Raw genomic sequence first — 18,564 nt, forward strand, 5'->3', positions numbered from 1 at the left:
CAAAAAGCGAAAGTGGCTCGCTCAGAATGTGAGATGGATGGAGCTTCTGACCTTGAGGCGCTCTTTGCCTCTGGGGAAGAAGCGAAGCCGCCGAACATTCTAGCCACTGTAGCTGGATTCCATTAAAAGCGAAAGTGGCTCGCTCTCAAGCCACGAAGAAAAAAGAAAACGGCCCCGCTTTTCATCAAAGCGAAGCCATCCTTTTCTTACTTACGCTTTTTCTTTTTCTTCTTGAATCCTGGTACATTTTCGAAGAATGCTTTTTTCTTCTTACCGTTACCATCTTTTTTTCCTGGCTGGCTAGCAGAAGCGGATGCAGATCCTCTTCCTTTTCCTTTACCACCACGGTCAAATTTTCTACCTGTGCCACGTTCACCGCCGCGCTCATTACTGCGCTCGCTACGTCCACCGCGTTTCTTTCTGCCTGTTCTTGGCTGCTCGATAACGACTGGACGATCTTTGAACTTACGGCGAGGTGTGCCTTTCATACCAACGATTTCAAAGTCGATTGCACGCTCGTCTTTGTTTACGTTAATAACGCGAATTGTAATTTCGTCACCGATGCGGAATACGTTTCCTGTACGTTCTCCGATCATAGCGAAATGTTGCTCGTCATAACGGTAGTAATCATCCGTTAAATAACTAACGTGTACAAGACCTTCAATTGTATTTGGAAGCTCTACAAATAAACCGAAGTTTGTTACAGAGCTAATCATACCGTCATACTCTTCACCGATCTTATCAACCATATACTCTGCTTTTTTCATCTCATCTGTTTCACGCTCTGCTTCAACAGCACGACGTTCCATATTAGAAGAATGCTCTGCAATCTCAGGTAATTTTTCACGCCATTTTGCTTGCGTTTCGTTGTCGACTTTACCGTTAATAATGTATTCACGAATTAATCTATGAACGATTGTATCTGGGTAACGACGAATTGGTGATGTGAAGTGTGTGTAGAACTCAGTTGATAAACCGAAATGTCCTAAACTATCCGCATCGTAACGAGCTTGCTTCATAGAACGAAGCATTACTGTTGAAATAACTACTTCTTCTGGCTGCCCTTGAACCATTTCAAGAATTTGTTGTAGCGCACGAGGATGTACTTCATTCGCACGTCCTTTTACCGCATATCCGAAGTTCGTTACAAACTCGAAGAAACGCTCTAACTTATCTTCTTTCGGATCTTCATGGACACGGTACATGAATGGTACGTTCATCCAGTGGAAGTGCTCTGCTACTGTTTCATTCGCAACAAGCATAAATTCTTCAATTAACTTCTCTGATACAGAACGATCGCGCATGACAACGTCTGTCGGTTTTCCTTCTTCATCCACTAATACTTTCGCTTCTTTAAAGTCAAAGTCAATTGCACCACGGCGCATACGTTTTTCACGTAAAATTTGTGCCAATTGACCCATCTCTTTAAACATCGGTACGAGCGGCTCATAACGCTTAATTAACTCTTCGTCCTCATCTTCTAAAATGCTTCTTACGTCAGCATAAGTCATACGCTCTGTCGTTTTAATCACACTTTGGAAAATCTCGTGTTTAACAACATCACCTAAGTTGTTGATTTCCATTTCACAAGATAATGTCAGACGGTCTACTTTCGGATTTAATGAACAAATACCGTTAGATAGACGGTGTGGAATCATCGGAATTACACGGTCAACAAGATACACACTCGTCGCTCTTTCCGCTGCTTCTACATCAATTGGAGAACCTTCTTGAACGTAATGACTTACATCCGCAATGTGAACGCCTAGCTTGTAGTTACCGTTCTCAAGTTTCGTTACTGTAACAGCATCATCTAAATCTTTTGCGTCTGCACCGTCAATCGTTACGATCATTTGGTCACGTAGATCACGGCGATCTTTTAAATCTTCTTCTGAAATCGTTTCTGGTACACTGTTGGCATGTTCCATCACTTCTTCAGGGAACGCTAAAGGCAAGTGATGTTTATGGATGACAGATAAAATATCTACTCCTGGATCATTTTTATGACCTAGAATTTGAATAACTTCACCTTCCGCACTTAAACGATTCTCTGGATAGCTCGTAATTTTTACAACTACTTTATGGCCTTCTACAGCACCCATTGATGCGCTTTTCAATACGAAAATGTCACTTGTCCAGCGTTTATTGTCAGGTATAACAAATCCAAAGTTTTTCGATTCTGTATATGTACCAACTAGTTCTTTCGTTCCACGCTCTAAAATGCGTACAATAGACCCTTCTTGACGTGAACCACTCGATTGGGAACTAAGGCGTGCTAATACTGTATCGCCATGAAGTGCACCGTTTAACTCTGTAGGCGGGATGAAAAGATCATCATCTCCAGTTTTCTTCTCGTCTGGTACAACGAATGCAAAACCACGTGCATGTCCAATTAACTTACCGCGTATTAAATTCATCTTTTCAGGAAGACCGTAACGGTTGCTACGAGTACGAATAACAAGTCCCTTTTCTTCCATCGTTACAAGTGCCTTTACGAAATCTTTGAAGCCCTCAGAACCTTCAATCCCAAATGCCTCTTCTAACTCTTGTATCGTTAGCGGTTTATACGCTTCTTCTCTCATAAATAATAACAACTTATCAATATGTTCTTGTATGATTTCTTCCAAGCAAAAATACCTCCTTTAAAACCTTATATTATTTAGTGTATCCGAAAGATAGGGGATGTATAAAGTGAAACTTCAATACTCCCCTTATGATTTTTACAGTTTTCACAAAAAATTCCTTATGAAAAAAAGAGGCAACTAGATCTTACCAATCTAGTTGCTCCAAGAAGTTATATACATCCTCATGTAGCTCGTCACGTTGTTTATCAAGTGTAATGACATGCGTAGAGTCTTCATACCATTTAATGTCTTTTAACGTAGATTCTACACCGTTATAAATAATGTTAGCACTATCTGTATTAATCATTTCGTCATGACGTGCTTGTACAACAAATGTTGGTGCATAAATCATATCCACATTGTTACGTACGTCAGCAATTAATTGTTGTAATGCTTTTAATGTATTCATCGGTGTCTTTTGGAATTCCAACATTTCTTGTTCAATTTGTTCAGGTGATTTTTGCTCACGTTTTTTATATTCGCGGGCATATGCCAATATACCTTGGTACATCGTTTCTTCACTCTTAATATACATCGGTGCACACATTGGTACTACACCTAAAACCGGTACTGTATAACCTAATTTTAAAGAAAATACGCCGCCAAGTGACAATCCAACAACAGCAATTTTCTCAAAACCTTTATCTTTTAAAAGCTGATATGCCTCCGTTACATCTTGCCACCAATCTGTAGGCCCTGTATGAACAAGCTCTTCTGGTGGTACACCGTGCCCTTTATAAATTGGCGCATGACAAGTATAGCCCTTCTTTTCTAAGAAACGCCCTAACATACGTACATCAGCTGAGTTCCCTGTGAATCCATGTAGTAATAAAACAGCGCGGTCTCCACCCTCAAATGTAAATGGTTTCGGAGATGCTAATTTCATCATGTATTTCTCCTCTTTCTCTTCTGTAATCTAGTCGTATTCTTTCTATATCTAGTGTACCATATTTGTATTTCTATAATCTAATTAGAAACATCTTTCAAATAGCAAAACAAAAAAAGAAGAACCATTAGTACCATTCACTAACGCTTCTTCTTTCAATTCTATAAATTGAAGTACGTAACACCAATTGTTAATACAAAGAACAATACAGCTAAAACAATTGTAATACGGTTTAATACCGCTTCAATTCCACGTGCCTTTTGCTTACCAAATAATTGCTCCGCACCGCCTGAAATTGCACCTGAAAGGCCTGAGCTATTACTAGATTGCATAAGTACCATAACAATCATTAAAATCGATACAATAATAAGTAAAACTGATAATAACGTATGCACTTGGCGTACCTCCTACAAAGATTCAGTTATTGTAACTGTAGCATAAATTCTATAGAAAAGCGAGAGCTATAGAGGCGCTCTCGCTTTTCTTCTATTACATAAACATCATCGCAAATAACGGTCCAAGTAAACATGTCAAAATTGCTGTTAATGTCATTGTTACCGATCCAATAACACCTTCATGTTCGTTATTTTTCATCGCTCTCATAACACCCATAATATGAGAAGCACATCCAAATCCGATACCTTTACCAACTGAGTTTGTAACACGACTCCATTTTAATAAAAGGGGTCCTGTAATCGTTCCAGTAATACCTGCGATAACAACGAAAGCTGCTGTTAAGGAAGGTACACCACCGACTTGCTCTGAAACACTCATCGCAACTGGCATTGTCACCGATTTTGGTAAAGACGATAAGATTAAGCTTTTATCCGTTCCCATAAGTGAAGCAATCGCAAAATCACTAGCGATTGCAACTGTTGTACCTACTAATACGCCACCAGCAATCGGTACAACATATTTTTGCAGAACATGACGTTGTTTATAAAGAGGAATTGCAAATGCTACAACACCGGGTCCAAGTAGCTTTGCAATCCAGCCACCACCACTTTCCATATAATGTTGATATGGTATATCAAGCACGATAAATAGGAAAGCCATTAATCCTGTTGCTACAAGCATTGGAATGGTGAATGGTGTTGGAAATAATTTATAGATTTTTTTAGATAATTGATATAATAGCACCGTAAAAAGAACCCAACCGATTCCGATTAATATTTGGCTCATCGCGACTCTCTTTCCTTCCTATTCGCAAGATATTGTCCTGTATGTCCTGCGACAATAATAATTAAAAACGTACTCGCTACAACTGTAATGAAAAGAGAAATTCCTTTACTCATAAAAAAAGCACCGTAATTCATTAGGCCAAGCGTTGGCGGAATTAATAAAAACGGCATAATAGCAACGAGTGTTTCTGCTCCTAAATCGAACCATTTCACTGGAAGAACTTTTAGGCTAAGTAAAACAAGTAAGAGGAACATTCCAATCAAACTTCCTGGAATCGGAATATTTAACATTTCTTGTACCCAAGTTCCAACCATATAAAAAACGTAAAGAGCAGCAATTTGGACAAGAATCTTTGTAAATTTCATGTTCATCATCCCTCATGTTTATACGATCTTCTGTTAATATCTTTATCATAGTATAAATTGTAAAAAGCTGCAATTTATCAACTTGACAGCAAAAACAGCCTATGTTATACGCTTACAACCTTGATATGACTGCATTTCTAAACGAAAATTACGTCAAAAACCTTGACCTAATATAAAAAGTTTTTATTTTCTGAATTTAAAAGACTATTATTTCAATAAAATAATCTTTTTATTCTTAAACTTACATATATATAAAGTGAAACTTTAATCAATGAGATTCCCCTCATCCTTATTGATTATTAGCCCTCACCAAGCTGGTTTGTATGGGATAAACAAGATAGGTGGTGAACATATGCCCAAAAAAGTTCTCATTTTTTGTGATCCTGGGATTGATGATACGATGGCTCTCCTCTTAGCATTCTTTATCGATGAAATAGAAATCGTCGGTATCGTTGCTGATTACGGCAATGTTCCAAAAAAAATGGCCGTAGAAAATGCTCATTTTTTTAATAACGAAACAAAGAATAGAAATATCAAGATATTCGGTGGTTCAGAACGTCCCCTTACTGGTGCCCCACCTGCGTTTTTTACGGATGTACATGGAAAACAGGGGCTCGGTCCAATTATTCCAAAGGTGAATGTGACTAACGGAGAAATGGAGAATTTTTTTGAAGTTATTCCTCATATTGAACAGTATAAGGATGAATTAATTATTGTGAGTTTAGGAAGACTTACCTCCCTAGCAATTTTGTTTATCATGTGCAAACAGTTAATGAAACAAATTAAATCTTACTACGTAATGGGCGGTGCCTTTTTACATCCTGGTAATGTTACCCCTATTTCCGAAGCAAACTTTTATGGCGATCCTACTGCCGCTAATATAGTCCTTCAATCCACAGCTAACATGTACATATACCCATTAAACGTCACTCAATACTCCATCATTACACCAGAAATGGCAGAATACATTGAGGCAAAAGGAAAAGTTCCACTTGTCAAACCGTTATTTGATCATTATTACTACGGATATTATAAAGACGCCCTACCACATTTAAAGGGGAGCCCCTTCCATGACACAATACCAATACTCGCTTTACTTGATAACTCTATGTTTACCTATCACAAATCACCTATCGTTGTCATGACAGAATCTTATGCACAGGGGGCAAGCATTGGAGAATTTCGCTCTTTAGGAGAATCTAAACCATTTATTGATTGGCCGAGTCATCAAATAGCAATTGATTTTGATTATAACCGCTTCTTCAAACATTTCATGTCACTTATGACGGGTGAACAATTTTAGCATAAAAAAACAGACCGTGATTTCTCATGGTCTGTCGTTTATTTTCTACAATTATCGTTTGATGTTATAGAAAGATTTGATACCATCGTAAACAGCTACTTCGCCTAGCTCGTCTTCGATGCGTAATAATTGGTTGTACTTAGCAATACGGTCAGTACGGCTCATAGAACCAGTTTTGATTTGGCCAGCGTTAGTTGCAACTGCGATGTCAGCGATTGTAGCATCTTCAGTTTCACCAGAACGGTGAGATACAACTGCTGTGTAACCAGCACGTTTAGCCATTTCGATAGCTTCGAAAGTCTCAGTTAAAGTACCGATTTGGTTAACTTTAATTAAGATTGAGTTAGAGATACCTTTTTCGATACCTTCAGCAAGTTTTTGAGTGTTAGTTACGAATAAATCGTCACCAACTAATTGTACTTTATCACCGATACGCTCAGTTAATAATTTGTGACCATCCCAGTCGTTTTCGTCTAAACCATCTTCGATAGAGATGATTGGGAAGTCTTTGCAAAGCTCTTCATAGAAATCAACCATTTCTGCAGAAGTTAAGCCAGTACGGCCTTCGCCTGCAAGGTCATATTTACCAGTTTCTTTGTTGTAGAACTCAGAAGAAGCAACGTCCATTCCTAAGAATACGTTCTCGCCAGCTTTGTAACCAGCTTTTTCGATAGCTTCGATGATTACTTCTAGAGCTTCACGGTTAGAACCAAGGTTTGGAGCGAATCCACCTTCGTCACCTACTGCAGTGTTAAGACCTTTGTCATGTAATACAGCTTTAAGTGCATGGAATACTTCAGCACCCATACGGATTGATTCTTTGAATGTTGGAGCACCAACTGGTAAGATCATGAACTCTTGGAAGTCAACGTTGTTATCAGCGTGAGAACCACCGTTGATGATGTTCATCATTGGAGTTGGTAATTGTTTTGCATTGAATCCACCAAGGTAACGGTATAATGGAAGACCTACGAAGTCAGCTGCTGCGTGAGCTACTGCCATAGATACACCAAGGATAGCGTTAGCGCCTAGTTTACCTTTGTTTGGAGTGCCATCTAATTCGATCATAGCACGGTCAATACCAGCTTGGTCAGTTACATCGAAACCAGCGATTTCTGGAGCGATAATTTCGTTAACGTTGTTTACTGCGTTAACAACACCTTTACCAAGGTAACGAGATTTGTCACCGTCACGTAATTCTACTGCTTCGTGCTCACCAGTAGATGCACCACTTGGTACGATAGCGCGTCCGAAAGCGCCGCTTTCTGTGTAAACTTCTACTTCTACAGTTGGGTTACCACGAGAGTCAAGGACTTCGCGAGCATAAACATCAATAATTGTTGACATAATAAATTCTCTCCTTTTTATATAAGCAAATTATTTAATAATTGTTTTACCTGTCATTTCTTTCGGTTGCTCAACACCAAGAAGTGTAAGCATTGTTGGAGCGATATCACCTAAGATACCATCTTCACGTAATTCTACGTCGTTCTTAGTAACGATGAAAGGAACCGGGTTAGTTGTATGAGCTGTCATTGGCTCTCCTTCAGAAGTTAATTCTTCATCCGCATTACCATGGTCAGCAGTAATAAGTGCTACACCATCTTTTGCAAGAATCGCTTCTACAACTTTTCCTAAACATTCGTCAGTTGCTTCTACTGCTTTAATTGTTGGTTCCATCATCCCAGAATGGCCAACCATATCACAGTTCGCAAAGTTAAGAATGATAACATCATGTTTATCATTTTCGATTTCATTTACTAAAGCGTCCGTTACTTCGTAAATGCTCATTTCAGGTTTCAAGTCATACGTTGCAACCTTTGGTGAGTTAATTAAGATACGCTCTTCTCCTGGGAATTCAGCCTCACGACCACCGCTAAAGAAGAATGTAACGTGCGGATACTTTTCAGTTTCCGCGATGCGAAGTTGCTTTAATCCCGCTTGCGCAACAACTTCACCTAAAGTGTTATCAAGGTTCATTGGCTTGAATGCCACGTAACCATCTACAGTTTCACTGAAGTGTGTCATACATACGAATTCTGGAATGTGAGGTACTTTTTCACCACGATCGAACTCACGGAAGTCTTCGTTTGTAAATACACGAGCAATTTGAATTGCACGGTCTGGACGGAAGTTATAGAAGATAACTGCATCATCATCATTGATTGTTGCAACTGGCGTGTTATCTTCGTTAACAATTACAGACGGCAATACGAATTCATCATAGATACCGTTCGCATAAGAGTCTTCTACACACTCTTCTGCTGATTTATAAGTAGGGCCTTCACCATTCACCATAGCACGGTAACATTTTTCTACGCGATCCCAACGCTTGTCACGGTCCATGGAGTAATAACGACCAGAGATAGTCGCGAATTGTCCTACTCCTGTTTCTTTAATTACTTCATTTGTTGCATCGATATAGCTTTGTGCTGTTTTTGGTCCAACATCGCGGCCATCTAAGAATGCATGAATGTATACTTTCTCAACGCCTTCTTTAGCTGCTAAGCGAAGAAGAGCAAACATGTGATTCATGTGACTGTGCACACCACCGTCAGAAAGTAAACCGAATAAATGAAGTGCAGTACCTTTTTCTTTTACGCTTTTAATTGCACTTTGGAACGTTTCGTTCTTATCGAACTCACCCTCACGAATTGCAACGTTAACGCGTGTTAAGCTTTGATATACAATGCGGCCAGCACCGATATTTAAGTGACCAACCTCAGAGTTACCCATTTGACCTTCTGGAAGACCTACTGCCTCGCCACAAGCTGTAAGCGTTGTGTGAGGGAATTTGTTCCAGTAACCATCAAAATTAGGTTTCTTAGCTTGTGCTACAGCATTCCCGTAAGTTTCTTCACGAAGTCCGAAACCGTCAAGAATGATTAAAGCTGTTGGCTTTCTCATTTTACCGCCCCCAGAAGACCTAAGAACGAAGCTGGCTCTAAGCTAGCACCGCCAACTAAAGCGCCGTCGATGTCAGATTGTGCCATATACTCTTTAATGTTTTCTGGTTTTACGCTACCGCCGTATTGGATACGAACAGCTTCTGCAGCTTCTGGAGAAACAGCTTCTGCAACAACTTTACGGATGTGCGCACATACTTCGTTTGCATCTGCAGAAGAAGAAGATTTACCTGTACCGATAGCCCAGATTGGCTCATAAGCGATAACAGTTGCTTTAACTTGCTCTTCTGTTAAACCTGCAAGTGCTTTTGTCACTTGACCTGCTACTAGATCAAATGTTTTTCCGCTTTCGCGCTCTTCTAAAGTCTCACCACAACATACGATTGGTGTTAAACCATGTTCAAATGCTGCGATAGTCTTTTTGTTTACTGACTCATCTGTTTCAGCAAACATTTCACGACGCTCAGAGTGGCCAAGTACTACATAGCCAACTTTTAAGTCGCTAAGTGCTACTGGGCTAATTTCGCCAGTGAATGCACCATTTTTTTCGAAGTGCATGTTTTGTGCACCTACTTGTAAGTCAGTTCCTTCAGTTGCTGCTACAAGGCGCTCTAAGAATAGAGCTGGAGAGCAAACTACTGCATCAACAGCTGAAGCTGCTGGGATTTGACCTTTAACTTCCTCTACGAAGCTAACTGCTTCTGATAGAGTTTTATTCATTTTCCAGTTACCTGCGATAATTGGTTTACGCATGCTTTGCACCGTCCTTTTTCTTTGGCTGCTACTTATTTGTCGTTAAGACAAACTACACCTGGAAGCTCTTTACCTTCCATGAATTCTAATGACGCACCGCCGCCAGTAGAAATGTGGCTCATTTTATCAGCCATACCGAATTTTTCAACAGCTGCTGCAGAGTCACCACCGCCGATAACAGAGTATGTATCTTCTGCATCTGCTAATGCTTGTCCTACTGCTTTTGTACCTTCTGCGAATGGAGTCATTTCGAATACACCCATTGGTCCATTCCATACAACAAGCTTAGAATTTTTAATTACATCTGCATAAATTTCACGTGTTTTAGGACCGATGTCCACGCCTTCCCAGTTAGAAGGGATAGAGTCGATACCAACGATTTTAGTTGTTGCAGTTTCAGAGAATTCCTCAGTGATTACAACATCAACTGGCATGTAGAAGTTTACGCCTTTTTCTTTTGCAAGTTGCATAAATTCTTTAGCTAGTTCGATCTTGTCGTCTTCACATAGAGATAGACCAATTTCATGACCTAAAGCTTTAACGAATGTGTAAGCAAGTCCACCACCGATGATTAAGTTATCTACTTTGTCTAATAGATGACGAATTACACCGATTTTATCTTTTACTTTCGCACCACCGATAATAGCTGTAAATGGACGTTCTGGGTTAGAAAGTGCTTTACCAAGTACATCTAACTCTTTTTCCATTAATAGACCAGATACTGCTGGTAGGTAGTCTGCGATACCTGCTGTAGAAGCGTGAGCACGGTGAGCTGCACCGAATGCATCGTTTACGAAGATGTCAGCAAGTGCTGCAAATTCTTTCGCAAGTTCTGCATCGTTCTTTTCTTCGCCCGCATAGAAACGTACGTTTTCAAGAACTAATACGTCGCCTTCGTTCATTGCTGCAACCATTTCTTGTGCAACTGGTCCGAATGCTTCGTCCGCTTTTTTAACGTCTTTACCAAGAAGCTCACCTAAACGTGCTGCTACTGGAGTTAAACGCATTTCTTCTACTACTTGACCTTTTGGACGGCCTAAGTGACTTGCTAAAATAACTTTCGCACCTTGCTCTACTAAATATTGAATTGTAGGAAGAGCTGCACGGATACGAGTTTCATCTGTAATTTTGCCTTCTTTCATAGGTACGTTGAAATCAACGCGGCAAAATACACGCTTACCTTTTAAATCTACGTCACGAATTGATTTTTTGTTCATTGGATTTCCCTCCGACTACTAGTTAGGATTGACAAAACCCACTCAAAAGCTTAACACATTTGCTTTTAAAACGAAAGAAGAGAGAGAGGGAACAAACCCTCTCCCTCGTTTTGTCATTGATAACTTATATAATTAAGAATTAAAGACCTTTTGAAGTCATGTAAGCTGCTAGGTCTACTACGCGGTTAGAGTAACCAGTTTCGTTATCGTACCAAGAAAGTACTTTAACCATGTTACCTTCCATTACCATTGTAGATAATGCATCGATTGTAGAAGAAGCTGTACATCCGTTATAGTCGATAGATACTAATGGCTCTTCGCTGTATCCAAGGATACCTTTTAATTCGCCTTCAGCTGCTGCTTTGAATGCTGCATTTACTTCCTCAACTGTTACTTCTTTGTCAAGTTCAACAACTAGGTCAACTAGAGAAACGTTAGCAGTTGGAACACGTACAGCGCCACCGTTTAATTTACCTTTAAGTTCTGGTAATACTAATGCTACAGCTTTAGCTGCACCAGTAGATGTTGGGATCATGTTTTCAGCTGCTGCACGAGCACGACGTAAATCTTTGTGTGGTAAGTCTAAGATTTGTTGGTCGTTAGTGTAAGAGTGAATTGTTGTCATCATTCCGCGTTTTACGCCGAATTTTTCGTTTAATACTTTAGCGAATGGAGCTAGACAGTTTGTAGTACAAGAAGCGTTAGATACTACGTTGTGGTTAGCTGCATCGTATTGTTCGTGGTTAACACCCATAACTACAGTGATATCTTCGTCAGAAGCTGGAGCTGAGATGATAACTTTCTTAACTGATCCACCTAAGTGTTTCTCAGCGTCTGATTTTTTAGTGAAACGGCCAGTAGATTCTACTACTACTTCTACTCCGTAGTCGCTCCATGGTAATTGAGCTGGGTCACGCTCAGCGATAACTTTAATTTCTTTACCGTTAACAACGATGCTGTTTTCGTTAGCAGATACTTCTGCATTTAAAGTTCCGTGAACTGTGTCATATTTTAAAAGGTGAGCTAATGTTTTAGCATCTGTTAAGTCGTTGATTGCTACTACTTCTACCTCAGAGTTGTTAAGAGCTGCGCGGAATACGTTACGTCCGATACGTCCAAATCCATTAATACCAATTTTAGTCATTTGAATTTCCTCCTTGGGGGATTATATTAAAGGGTAAAACCCTTTGTTAACTGTTTTGCTGCACCTTCATCTGTAATTAGAATTGAAGTGTGCCCTTGTTTAATTACAGCCTGTATTGCTTTTGCCTTTGAAGAACCTCCAGCGACGGCAACAACGTGAGATACATTTTGTAAGTCCTCTAGTTGCATACCAACTGTTCTTACTTTATGAACAACATTTCCTTCTTCATTAAAGTAGTAACCGAAAGCTTCGCCAACTGCTTCGCTTGCCTGAATCTTTAACCAATCTGCTTCTGAAGTACTTCTGCGACGTGCCATTGTTAAAGCATCACCTATTCCATGAATGACGATATTGGAAGATCGAATCAACTCAAGAACTTCTTTCACGGAAGGCTCTGTCACAATAGACGCATATGCTTCGCTACTAACATGGTCTGGAACATACAATAAGCGATAATTACTCATCGTATTTTGCGCCATCTTGGCACAAATGGTATTGGCTTCTAATTCAACACCTTCTCCAATTCCACCACGTGCTGGGACAAATAGCATATGTAAATCTTTGCAATCAAGTTGCATCATGTCCGCAGCAGCAGCTAGCGTAGTTCCTCCAGCCACAGCAACGATATTATTCGCTGTCAGACGGTCTTTTATACAAGTCACACAAGCACGGCCCATCTCCAGTTTGACCCAAGGTGATTCATCACTATCACCAGGGACAACGAAAACTTCATCCAAGTCTAATGTTTCCTTAAGTTGCTTTTCTAAAACCTTTAACCCGGAAATTTCTTTCATAAAGTCTTCCAAAGCAAGAACTAAAGTTGTTCCTTCTTCTGTCAAAGTCATTCCAGAAGAAGCGACGTGAACTAAGTTTTGTTCTTTCAAAACTTGAACTTCACTTCGCAATACTCGTTCTGTCATACCGAGACTTGCTGATAAGTTTCTTCTTCCAATCGGCTGCATGAGCCTAATGTATTGAAGAATTTGCATTCTCGTTTGCATAACAGGTAGCAGATCAGGTAATAATTTTTTTGTATTCTGAATCCATGAGCGCATATCTTTTCTCCTCACTACATCGGTTCATTTTTCCTTCGTGGTCACTTTACGTCCCGTAGTGACATTTTGTGTCCCACATAGGTTAAAAAAATAATCCCTGCTACGTGTATTATTGTAACAGGAGATAGAAACTTATTCAACTCTTAACTGCATTCTTTATATAGTTTATTATGACACCTTTGTGAATGTTACCATATTCTACTTGTTTTCCGTCCATTTCTACAACCGGAATCATTAAGTGATATTTTTCTAAAAGGTCATTATCTTCATATATATCTATTTCCTCGATTTGAAAAGAATATTCACATTGTACTTCCTGTAAAACTTGTTTTGCCTTCACGCAAAGGCCACAATCTTTTTTAGTATACAGTACAACTTTCATCTTCTTCACCTATCCGATCGTTTTTCGTAATGACGAAGCTGGGATATGCATTTGTTCTCTATACTTCGCCACTGTTCTTCGAGAAATAACAATTTCATGCTCTTCTTCTAATAATTTTGAAATCTTTTGATCTGAAAGTGGCTTTTTCTTATCCTCTGCCCCAATTAACGTTTGAATAAATTGTTTTACACGTTTTGTAGAAACTGCTTCATCTTCAGTCGTCGAAACGGCATTGCTAAAGAACGATTTCATCTCAAATAAACCGTGTGGTGTTTGCACATATTTATTTCGCGTCGCACGACTAATTGTCGATTCATGCACACTTAACTCTTCAGCTACCTCTTTTAAAGCGAGAGGTCTTAAATACTCTGGACCTTTCCAGAAGAAATCACGTTGTTTTTCCATAATAATAGTCATTACTTGCAGCAGCGTCTGTTTTCTCTGCTTCAAACTACGCATAATCCACTGCACATGCTGATACTTTTCTGATACGTAAGATGCTACTTCACTTTCACTATTATTAAGAAGCGCACTATATTCAGAATGAATTTCAATTCTCGGCATATTTCTCTCATTCATTTGTAAAATGAGGCGATCGCCATCTTTTTTCACCGCCATATCAGGTACAATGTAAAGTGGTTTATCTGAAGAAAACGCAAGACCAGGTTTTGGTTGTAATGACGTTATACAATTTACCGCACTCTGCAATTCCTCATTACTACACTTCAACACTTGAACGAGCTTTCGCCAATCTTTCTTCACGAAATAAGCGAAATGATCTTCTACAACCTCTTCTGCTAATCCATTACGTCTTTGTAAGCGCTTCAATTGCAAAGTTAAACATTCCTGAATATTACGCGCCCCTACCCCTGCTGGTTCCAGTGATTGGACAAGCTCTACAGAGCGGTCGACTACATGAATGGGCGCAGAAAGGAGCTCTGCTAACTCTTCATTCGTTTCTTGTAAATATCCATTTCCATCCATGTTCATAATAATGAAAGAAGCTACTTTTCGCTCTTCTTCATCTATTTTATAATACTGTATTTGATTTAATAAATGTTGCTGAATCGTTGTAGAATCCACACTGTAGATCTCCATCTGATTCTCGACTTGTTTGCTGGTACTTTTACTGTTGTTAGAGCTCTTTTTTTTCTCCCTCTCAAAACCACCTAACTCAATAAGGGGATTCTCTAACGATTGCTCATACAAAAACTCCGATAATTCTTGTACATTATACTGGAGCATTGTAATCGCTTGCCTTAACTCTTGTGTCATTGCCAAACGTAAGCTTTGTTCTTGTAAAAGACTTGCCTTCAAACTAATCTCCCCCTTGTTTCTATTGTACAATAAGTTTGGTAAAAGGAGAATCCTCACGCAGACACCCATTCCAAAATATTATTAATTTATATGTATTAATGAGATTTAGAACTTACAACCGAAATTTGAATAATATTGAAAGAAAATAATAAGTTTAAAAATTATAATCAAGTACTAATAGTAAATCTTATCACCAGATATAACAAGAGGAAAATAAAAAAAGTCCTAACCTACAAAACGTAAGTTAGGACTTTTTGACGCGCCCAGAGGGATTCGAACCCCCGGCAGACGTGGTACCGGAAACCACCGCTCTATCCGACTGAGCTATGGGCGCATGATTATAGAAAACACTTCATTTTCTTCTCATAATAATAGCAATAAAATCCATCTAAATCAATAAAAATATCCCCATAATACCTTATGCACCTTAGCTAAAAGCATATAAAATCTATTCCACCCCTAAATTTTCCAATCATAAATTCACCCCAACTCACAAATTATAATCTTTGAATTGATATTCCAAAGGGGGCTTCATTCAATGACTGTAATTACGAAACTAAAACAAACTGTTTCTGGATTAAAAAGTGCACAAGCTAGCTTAGAGGGATTCGCTCTTGATACGGATAACCAACAAGCGAAGCAACTTTTCCAAACAGCTGCGCAGCAAACACAAACGATTATCGATTCTTTAAACCCACGCGTTGAAGAAGTCCAACAAGAAGAACCACAATACTCACAGCAATAACAAATCAGTCTTGCTGTGAAATAGAAAAAGGATGATATGCAGTCATCCTTTTTCTATCACATTACATATTGTAATAGAAATGGAATGATAATTATGCGAAAACTCGGCCTCATAACCGCATTATTTGCACTTCTATTTAGCTCTTTTACCGGATGTGATAATAGTCCTTTAGATAAAAAAGTGAAAGAAGAAGCAAAACGAACGGAGAAAGAAAAAGGTCCAAAGTTAACAAAGACGAGTACGGAATCCTTTAATCAATCTATATCACAAGGAGCGAAGAAAAGAGCTCTCGCTATGGATGAAATTATAAAAAGCACAGCAGTGAATTCAAATTTAGATCTCTACATAGCAGTTACACCTGAGCATCACGAAAGGTTTGGATTAAAACCTCTTCGTAAAAAGCTTCAAAAGCAGCTAAGTGATGAGCATCCTACTTTCGATGTTCGTGTCAGTACAGATAAAAAAATCTTTATGTTACTCGAAAAACTCGAAAGAAAAATTAAGGAAAAAGAAGTATCTAAAGATGAAATTAATAAACAATTAAAATTCATTGGTAAAAAAATGGAGTCTAACACTTAACGCTTTTTAAAAGAAAAGGAAGGATTGCAATGTCTAGTAAAGATAAAAACTTAACCCCTGTACAACAGGAGTATAAAAAATTCGAACAAGAACGCGAACCGAAAAGACCTGTCTTAAAAAATTGTATAAAAGCCTTTTTCGTCGGTGGTTTTATTTGCTTCATCGGACAACTCATTTCTACTTTTTATATCACATATTTTGATTTCACTGAACGCTCAGCAGGCAATCCGACAGTCGCAACTCTTATTTTCATCTCCATGTTACTAACTGGATTTGGTATATACGATCGTTTTGGGCAGTTTGCTGGTGCTGGCACAGCTGTACCTGTTACTGGATTTGGTAACTCTGTTATTGCCGCATGTATTGAGCATCGAACGGAAGGATTTGTCCTTGGCGTTGGCGGCAATATGTTTAAACTAGCTGGTTCTGTTATTTTATTTGGTGTATTTTCCGCTTTCGTCATCGCACTTATTAAAACTATTCTCGTTCAATGGGGAGGGCTATAAATGTTACAAGGACACCGAACGTGGGTATTTGAAAACAAACCAGTCATTATCTCAACAGGGGTTGTCGGTGGACCATTTGAAGCAAAGGGGAACATCCCAGAAGACTTCGATATCCTTCATGAAGATTTATGGCTTGGACAAGATTCCTATGAAAAAGCACATAAAATTTTATTCGAAGAAGCTTGTAGCCGCGCTACTGAAAAAGCAGAACTTCGTAAAGACGATATTCAATTCGTACTCGCAGGAGATTTAATTAATCAAATCACTCCAACAAGCTTTGCTTGCCGCACACTTGGCACTCCTTATCTCGGACTATTCGGGGCTTGCTCTACTTCTATGGAAGGTTTAGCACTTGGGGCAAGTATCGTAAATGCAAAAGGTGCAAAATATTTATTAACTGGAGCTTCAAGCCATAATACTGCTGTAGAAAAACAATTCCGCTACCCTACCGAATACGGCGGACAAAAGCCGCCTACTGCACAGTGGACAGTAACCGGAGCAGGAGCCGCTATTTTAAGCGATACTGGACACGGTCCAAGAGTAACCTCTGCAACAATCGGACGAGTGATTGATATGGGATTAACGGATCCGTTTAATATGGGAGGCGCAATGGCTCCAGCTGCAGTTGATACAATTGAAGCCCATTTACGTGAACGCCAAATTGATGCCTCTTACTACGATTTAATCGTAACAGGCGATCTCGGACATGTAGGACGCGAAATTGCTTATGACTTACTACATAAACACGGAACGAAAGTAACGAGCGAACAATTTCAAGATTGCGGAATTATCATTTACAGAGAAGGACAACCTGTCATAGCTGGTGCTAGCGGGCCTGGATGTTCCGCAACAGTCGTTTACGGTCATTTATTAAACCGAATGAAAAGAGGAGAGTTCAAAAAAATACTTGTCGTTGCGACAGGCGCTTTACTATCTCCACTTACATTCCAACAAGAAGAAACGATTCCGTGTATCGCTCATGCCGTTTCGATTGAATTTGGAGGTGCAACGCAATGATTTTTTTCTGGGCTTTCGTCATTGGCGGACTTATATGTGTAATCGGCCAACTTATGTTTGATGTCGGAAAACTAACACCAGCTCATACAATGGCAACACTCGTTGTTGCTGGAGCTATATTAGATGGATTCAATTTGTATGAACCATTAATTGATTTCGCTGGAGCCGGGGCAACTGTACCTATTACAAGCTTTGGTAATGCCCTCGTTCACGGTGCAATGGAAGAAGCTGCAAAACATGGCATCGTTGGCGTTATTACCGGCATGTTTAAAGTAACAAGCGCCGGTGTATCCGCAGCTATTATTTTCGGCTTCATTGGAGCATTATTATTCAAACCGAAAGGATAAGAGGTGTTTATATGACTGTTATCTCTAGCGTAAAAACTTGCCTTGCTAGTGTAAGGGGCGCTCAAGCAAGTTTGAGCTCCCTTTCACTACATTCACAGGACGCAGAATCAAAACGTGTATTTCATGAATGTATGTTAGAAATGGACAGCGTCATCGCTGATTTAAAGGATAGAATTTCAGTATTAGAACGTGAAGAACCTCAATATAAAGGGTTTTAAGTAGACTGGAGGAAATGA

General features: G+C 39.3%; 20 protein-coding genes and 1 tRNA gene. 7 read left to right on the forward strand and 14 right to left on the reverse strand.

Features of this window, described 5'->3' with window-relative positions; genetic code table 11:
• Positions 1–206 precede the first annotated feature (206 nt).
• The 5 genes from rnr to BLT20_RS24120 all read right to left on the reverse strand — a co-directional run bounded on the left by rnr (position 207) and on the right by BLT20_RS24120 (position 5,057).
• Positions 207–2,627, reverse strand: a complete 2,421-nt coding sequence (rnr, locus tag BLT20_RS24100) for a ribonuclease R (protein WP_000391088.1) — start codon at positions 2,625–2,627, stop codon at positions 207–209.
• 142 nt (positions 2,628–2,769) lie between these two features.
• The gene (estA, locus tag BLT20_RS24105; RefSeq protein ID WP_000761986.1) at positions 2,770–3,510 is read right to left on the reverse strand and encodes a carboxylesterase; all 741 of its coding nucleotides are present in this window, start codon (positions 3,508–3,510) and stop codon (positions 2,770–2,772) included.
• A gap of 161 nt (positions 3,511–3,671) precedes the next feature.
• On the reverse strand, positions 3,672–3,905 hold the full coding sequence (gene secG / locus BLT20_RS24110; RefSeq protein WP_000557264.1) for a preprotein translocase subunit SecG: 234 nt from the start codon (positions 3,903–3,905) through the stop codon (positions 3,672–3,674).
• A gap of 94 nt (positions 3,906–3,999) precedes the next feature.
• Positions 4,000–4,692, reverse strand: coding sequence for an LrgB family protein (locus BLT20_RS24115; RefSeq protein ID WP_000078304.1), 693 nt, complete (start codon positions 4,690–4,692; stop codon positions 4,000–4,002).
• Positions 4,689–5,057, reverse strand: coding sequence for a CidA/LrgA family holin-like protein (locus BLT20_RS24120; protein WP_000673222.1), 369 nt, complete (start codon positions 5,055–5,057; stop codon positions 4,689–4,691). The genes BLT20_RS24115 and BLT20_RS24120 overlap by 4 nt, the downstream gene beginning before the upstream one ends.
• 352 nt (positions 5,058–5,409) lie before the next feature.
• On the opposite strand from BLT20_RS24120, the gene BLT20_RS24125 reads away from it, so the two are divergent.
• Positions 5,410–6,360: a nucleoside hydrolase gene (locus BLT20_RS24125; protein WP_001125049.1), complete on the forward strand. Its 951-nt coding sequence runs from the start codon at positions 5,410–5,412 to the stop codon at positions 6,358–6,360.
• 51 nt (positions 6,361–6,411) lie between these two features.
• On the opposite strand, the gene eno is transcribed toward BLT20_RS24125, so the two are convergent.
• From eno to BLT20_RS24170, 9 genes are all read right to left on the reverse strand, one after another.
• Positions 6,412–7,707: a phosphopyruvate hydratase gene (gene eno, locus BLT20_RS24130; RefSeq protein ID WP_000103954.1), complete on the reverse strand. Its 1,296-nt coding sequence runs from the start codon at positions 7,705–7,707 to the stop codon at positions 6,412–6,414.
• A gap of 30 nt (positions 7,708–7,737) precedes the next feature.
• Complete coding sequence (gene gpmI, locus BLT20_RS24135; RefSeq protein ID WP_001231152.1) at positions 7,738–9,267, reverse strand: 2,3-bisphosphoglycerate-independent phosphoglycerate mutase; 1,530 nt, start codon at positions 9,265–9,267, stop codon at positions 7,738–7,740.
• The gene (tpiA, locus tag BLT20_RS24140; RefSeq protein WP_001231038.1) at positions 9,264–10,019 is read right to left on the reverse strand and encodes a triose-phosphate isomerase; all 756 of its coding nucleotides are present in this window, start codon (positions 10,017–10,019) and stop codon (positions 9,264–9,266) included. Before tpiA ends, gpmI begins: the two co-directional genes overlap by 4 nt.
• Before the next feature lie 32 nt (positions 10,020–10,051).
• Positions 10,052–11,236 carry a phosphoglycerate kinase gene (locus BLT20_RS24145; RefSeq protein ID WP_001036350.1) on the reverse strand — a complete coding sequence of 395 codons (1,185 nt, stop codon included), beginning with the start codon at positions 11,234–11,236 and terminating at the stop codon, positions 10,052–10,054.
• A 139-nt stretch (positions 11,237–11,375) separates the two neighbouring features.
• Complete coding sequence (gene gap / locus BLT20_RS24150; protein WP_000161236.1) at positions 11,376–12,380, reverse strand: type I glyceraldehyde-3-phosphate dehydrogenase; 1,005 nt, start codon at positions 12,378–12,380, stop codon at positions 11,376–11,378.
• Positions 12,381–12,406: 26 nt separating this feature from the next.
• Positions 12,407–13,435, reverse strand: a complete 1,029-nt coding sequence (gene cggR, locus BLT20_RS24155) for a gapA transcriptional regulator CggR (RefSeq protein WP_001258190.1) — start codon at positions 13,433–13,435, stop codon at positions 12,407–12,409.
• A gap of 136 nt (positions 13,436–13,571) precedes the next feature.
• Positions 13,572–13,817 (reverse strand): glutaredoxin family protein, encoded by a 246-nt coding sequence (locus BLT20_RS24160; protein ID WP_000869730.1) that lies wholly within the window; start codon positions 13,815–13,817, stop codon positions 13,572–13,574.
• 9 nt (positions 13,818–13,826) lie between these two features.
• Positions 13,827–15,134, reverse strand: a complete 1,308-nt coding sequence (gene rpoN / locus BLT20_RS24165) for an RNA polymerase factor sigma-54 (protein ID WP_000647957.1) — start codon at positions 15,132–15,134, stop codon at positions 13,827–13,829.
• Positions 15,135–15,392: 258 nt separating this feature from the next.
• Positions 15,393–15,468: transfer RNA gene (locus tag BLT20_RS24170), tRNA-Arg, on the reverse strand.
• Between the two features lie 204 nt (positions 15,469–15,672).
• On the opposite strand from BLT20_RS24170, the gene BLT20_RS24175 reads away from it, so the two are divergent.
• The 6 genes from BLT20_RS24175 (at position 15,673) to BLT20_RS24200 (ending at position 18,546) form a co-directional block, all read left to right on the forward strand.
• On the forward strand, positions 15,673–15,879 hold the full coding sequence (locus tag BLT20_RS24175; RefSeq protein WP_000216166.1) for a DUF1657 domain-containing protein: 207 nt from the start codon (positions 15,673–15,675) through the stop codon (positions 15,877–15,879).
• A 93-nt stretch (positions 15,880–15,972) separates the two neighbouring features.
• The gene (locus BLT20_RS24180; protein WP_001228545.1) at positions 15,973–16,458 is read left to right on the forward strand and encodes a YhcN/YlaJ family sporulation lipoprotein; all 486 of its coding nucleotides are present in this window, start codon (positions 15,973–15,975) and stop codon (positions 16,456–16,458) included.
• A 29-nt stretch (positions 16,459–16,487) separates the two neighbouring features.
• The gene (spoVAC, locus tag BLT20_RS24185) at positions 16,488–16,964 is read left to right on the forward strand and encodes a stage V sporulation protein AC (protein ID WP_000095399.1); all 477 of its coding nucleotides are present in this window, start codon (positions 16,488–16,490) and stop codon (positions 16,962–16,964) included.
• Positions 16,965–17,981 carry a stage V sporulation protein AD gene (gene spoVAD, locus BLT20_RS24190; protein WP_000938970.1) on the forward strand — a complete coding sequence of 339 codons (1,017 nt, stop codon included), beginning with the start codon at positions 16,965–16,967 and terminating at the stop codon, positions 17,979–17,981.
• Positions 17,978–18,328, forward strand: coding sequence for a stage V sporulation protein AE (gene spoVAE, locus BLT20_RS24195; RefSeq protein WP_000575919.1), 351 nt, complete (start codon positions 17,978–17,980; stop codon positions 18,326–18,328). The genes spoVAD and spoVAE overlap by 4 nt, the downstream gene beginning before the upstream one ends.
• Before the next feature lie 11 nt (positions 18,329–18,339).
• Positions 18,340–18,546: a DUF1657 domain-containing protein gene (locus BLT20_RS24200; protein WP_073339246.1), complete on the forward strand. Its 207-nt coding sequence runs from the start codon at positions 18,340–18,342 to the stop codon at positions 18,544–18,546.
• Positions 18,547–18,564 lie beyond the last annotated feature (18 nt).

Source organism: Bacillus sp. cl96, from assembly GCF_900100505.1.
Lineage (GTDB): Bacteria > Bacillota > Bacilli > Bacillales > Bacillaceae_G > Bacillus_A > Bacillus_A cereus.

Excerpts from the sequence above, each read along its gene's own strand:
- tpiA (WP_001231038.1), bottom strand. The coding sequence starts at position 10,019 with ATGCGTAAACCAATTATCGCAGGTAACTGGAAAATGAATAAAACTCTA.
- BLT20_RS24200 (WP_073339246.1), top strand. The coding sequence starts at position 18,340 with ATGACTGTTATCTCTAGCGTAAAAACTTGCCTTGCTAGTGTAAGGGGC.
- BLT20_RS24120 (WP_000673222.1), bottom strand. The coding sequence starts at position 5,057 with ATGAAATTTACAAAGATTCTTGTCCAAATTGCTGCTCTTTACGTTTTT.
- BLT20_RS24175 (WP_000216166.1), top strand. The coding sequence starts at position 15,673 with ATGACTGTAATTACGAAACTAAAACAAACTGTTTCTGGATTAAAAAGT.
- BLT20_RS24125 (WP_001125049.1), top strand. The coding sequence starts at position 5,410 with ATGCCCAAAAAAGTTCTCATTTTTTGTGATCCTGGGATTGATGATACG.
- BLT20_RS24115 (WP_000078304.1), bottom strand. The coding sequence starts at position 4,692 with ATGAGCCAAATATTAATCGGAATCGGTTGGGTTCTTTTTACGGTGCTA.
- estA (WP_000761986.1), bottom strand. The coding sequence starts at position 3,510 with ATGAAATTAGCATCTCCGAAACCATTTACATTTGAGGGTGGAGACCGC.
- spoVAC (WP_000095399.1), top strand. The coding sequence starts at position 16,488 with ATGTCTAGTAAAGATAAAAACTTAACCCCTGTACAACAGGAGTATAAA.
- BLT20_RS24180 (WP_001228545.1), top strand. The coding sequence starts at position 15,973 with ATGCGAAAACTCGGCCTCATAACCGCATTATTTGCACTTCTATTTAGC.
- BLT20_RS24145 (WP_001036350.1), bottom strand. The coding sequence starts at position 11,236 with ATGAACAAAAAATCAATTCGTGACGTAGATTTAAAAGGTAAGCGTGTA.
- spoVAE (WP_000575919.1), top strand. The coding sequence starts at position 17,978 with ATGATTTTTTTCTGGGCTTTCGTCATTGGCGGACTTATATGTGTAATC.
- spoVAD (WP_000938970.1), top strand. The coding sequence starts at position 16,965 with ATGTTACAAGGACACCGAACGTGGGTATTTGAAAACAAACCAGTCATT.
- cggR (WP_001258190.1), bottom strand. The coding sequence starts at position 13,435 with ATGCGCTCATGGATTCAGAATACAAAAAAATTATTACCTGATCTGCTA.
- BLT20_RS24160 (WP_000869730.1), bottom strand. The coding sequence starts at position 13,817 with ATGAAAGTTGTACTGTATACTAAAAAAGATTGTGGCCTTTGCGTGAAG.
- gap (WP_000161236.1), bottom strand. The coding sequence starts at position 12,380 with ATGACTAAAATTGGTATTAATGGATTTGGACGTATCGGACGTAACGTA.
- gpmI (WP_001231152.1), bottom strand. The coding sequence starts at position 9,267 with ATGAGAAAGCCAACAGCTTTAATCATTCTTGACGGTTTCGGACTTCGT.
- eno (WP_000103954.1), bottom strand. The coding sequence starts at position 7,707 with ATGTCAACAATTATTGATGTTTATGCTCGCGAAGTCCTTGACTCTCGT.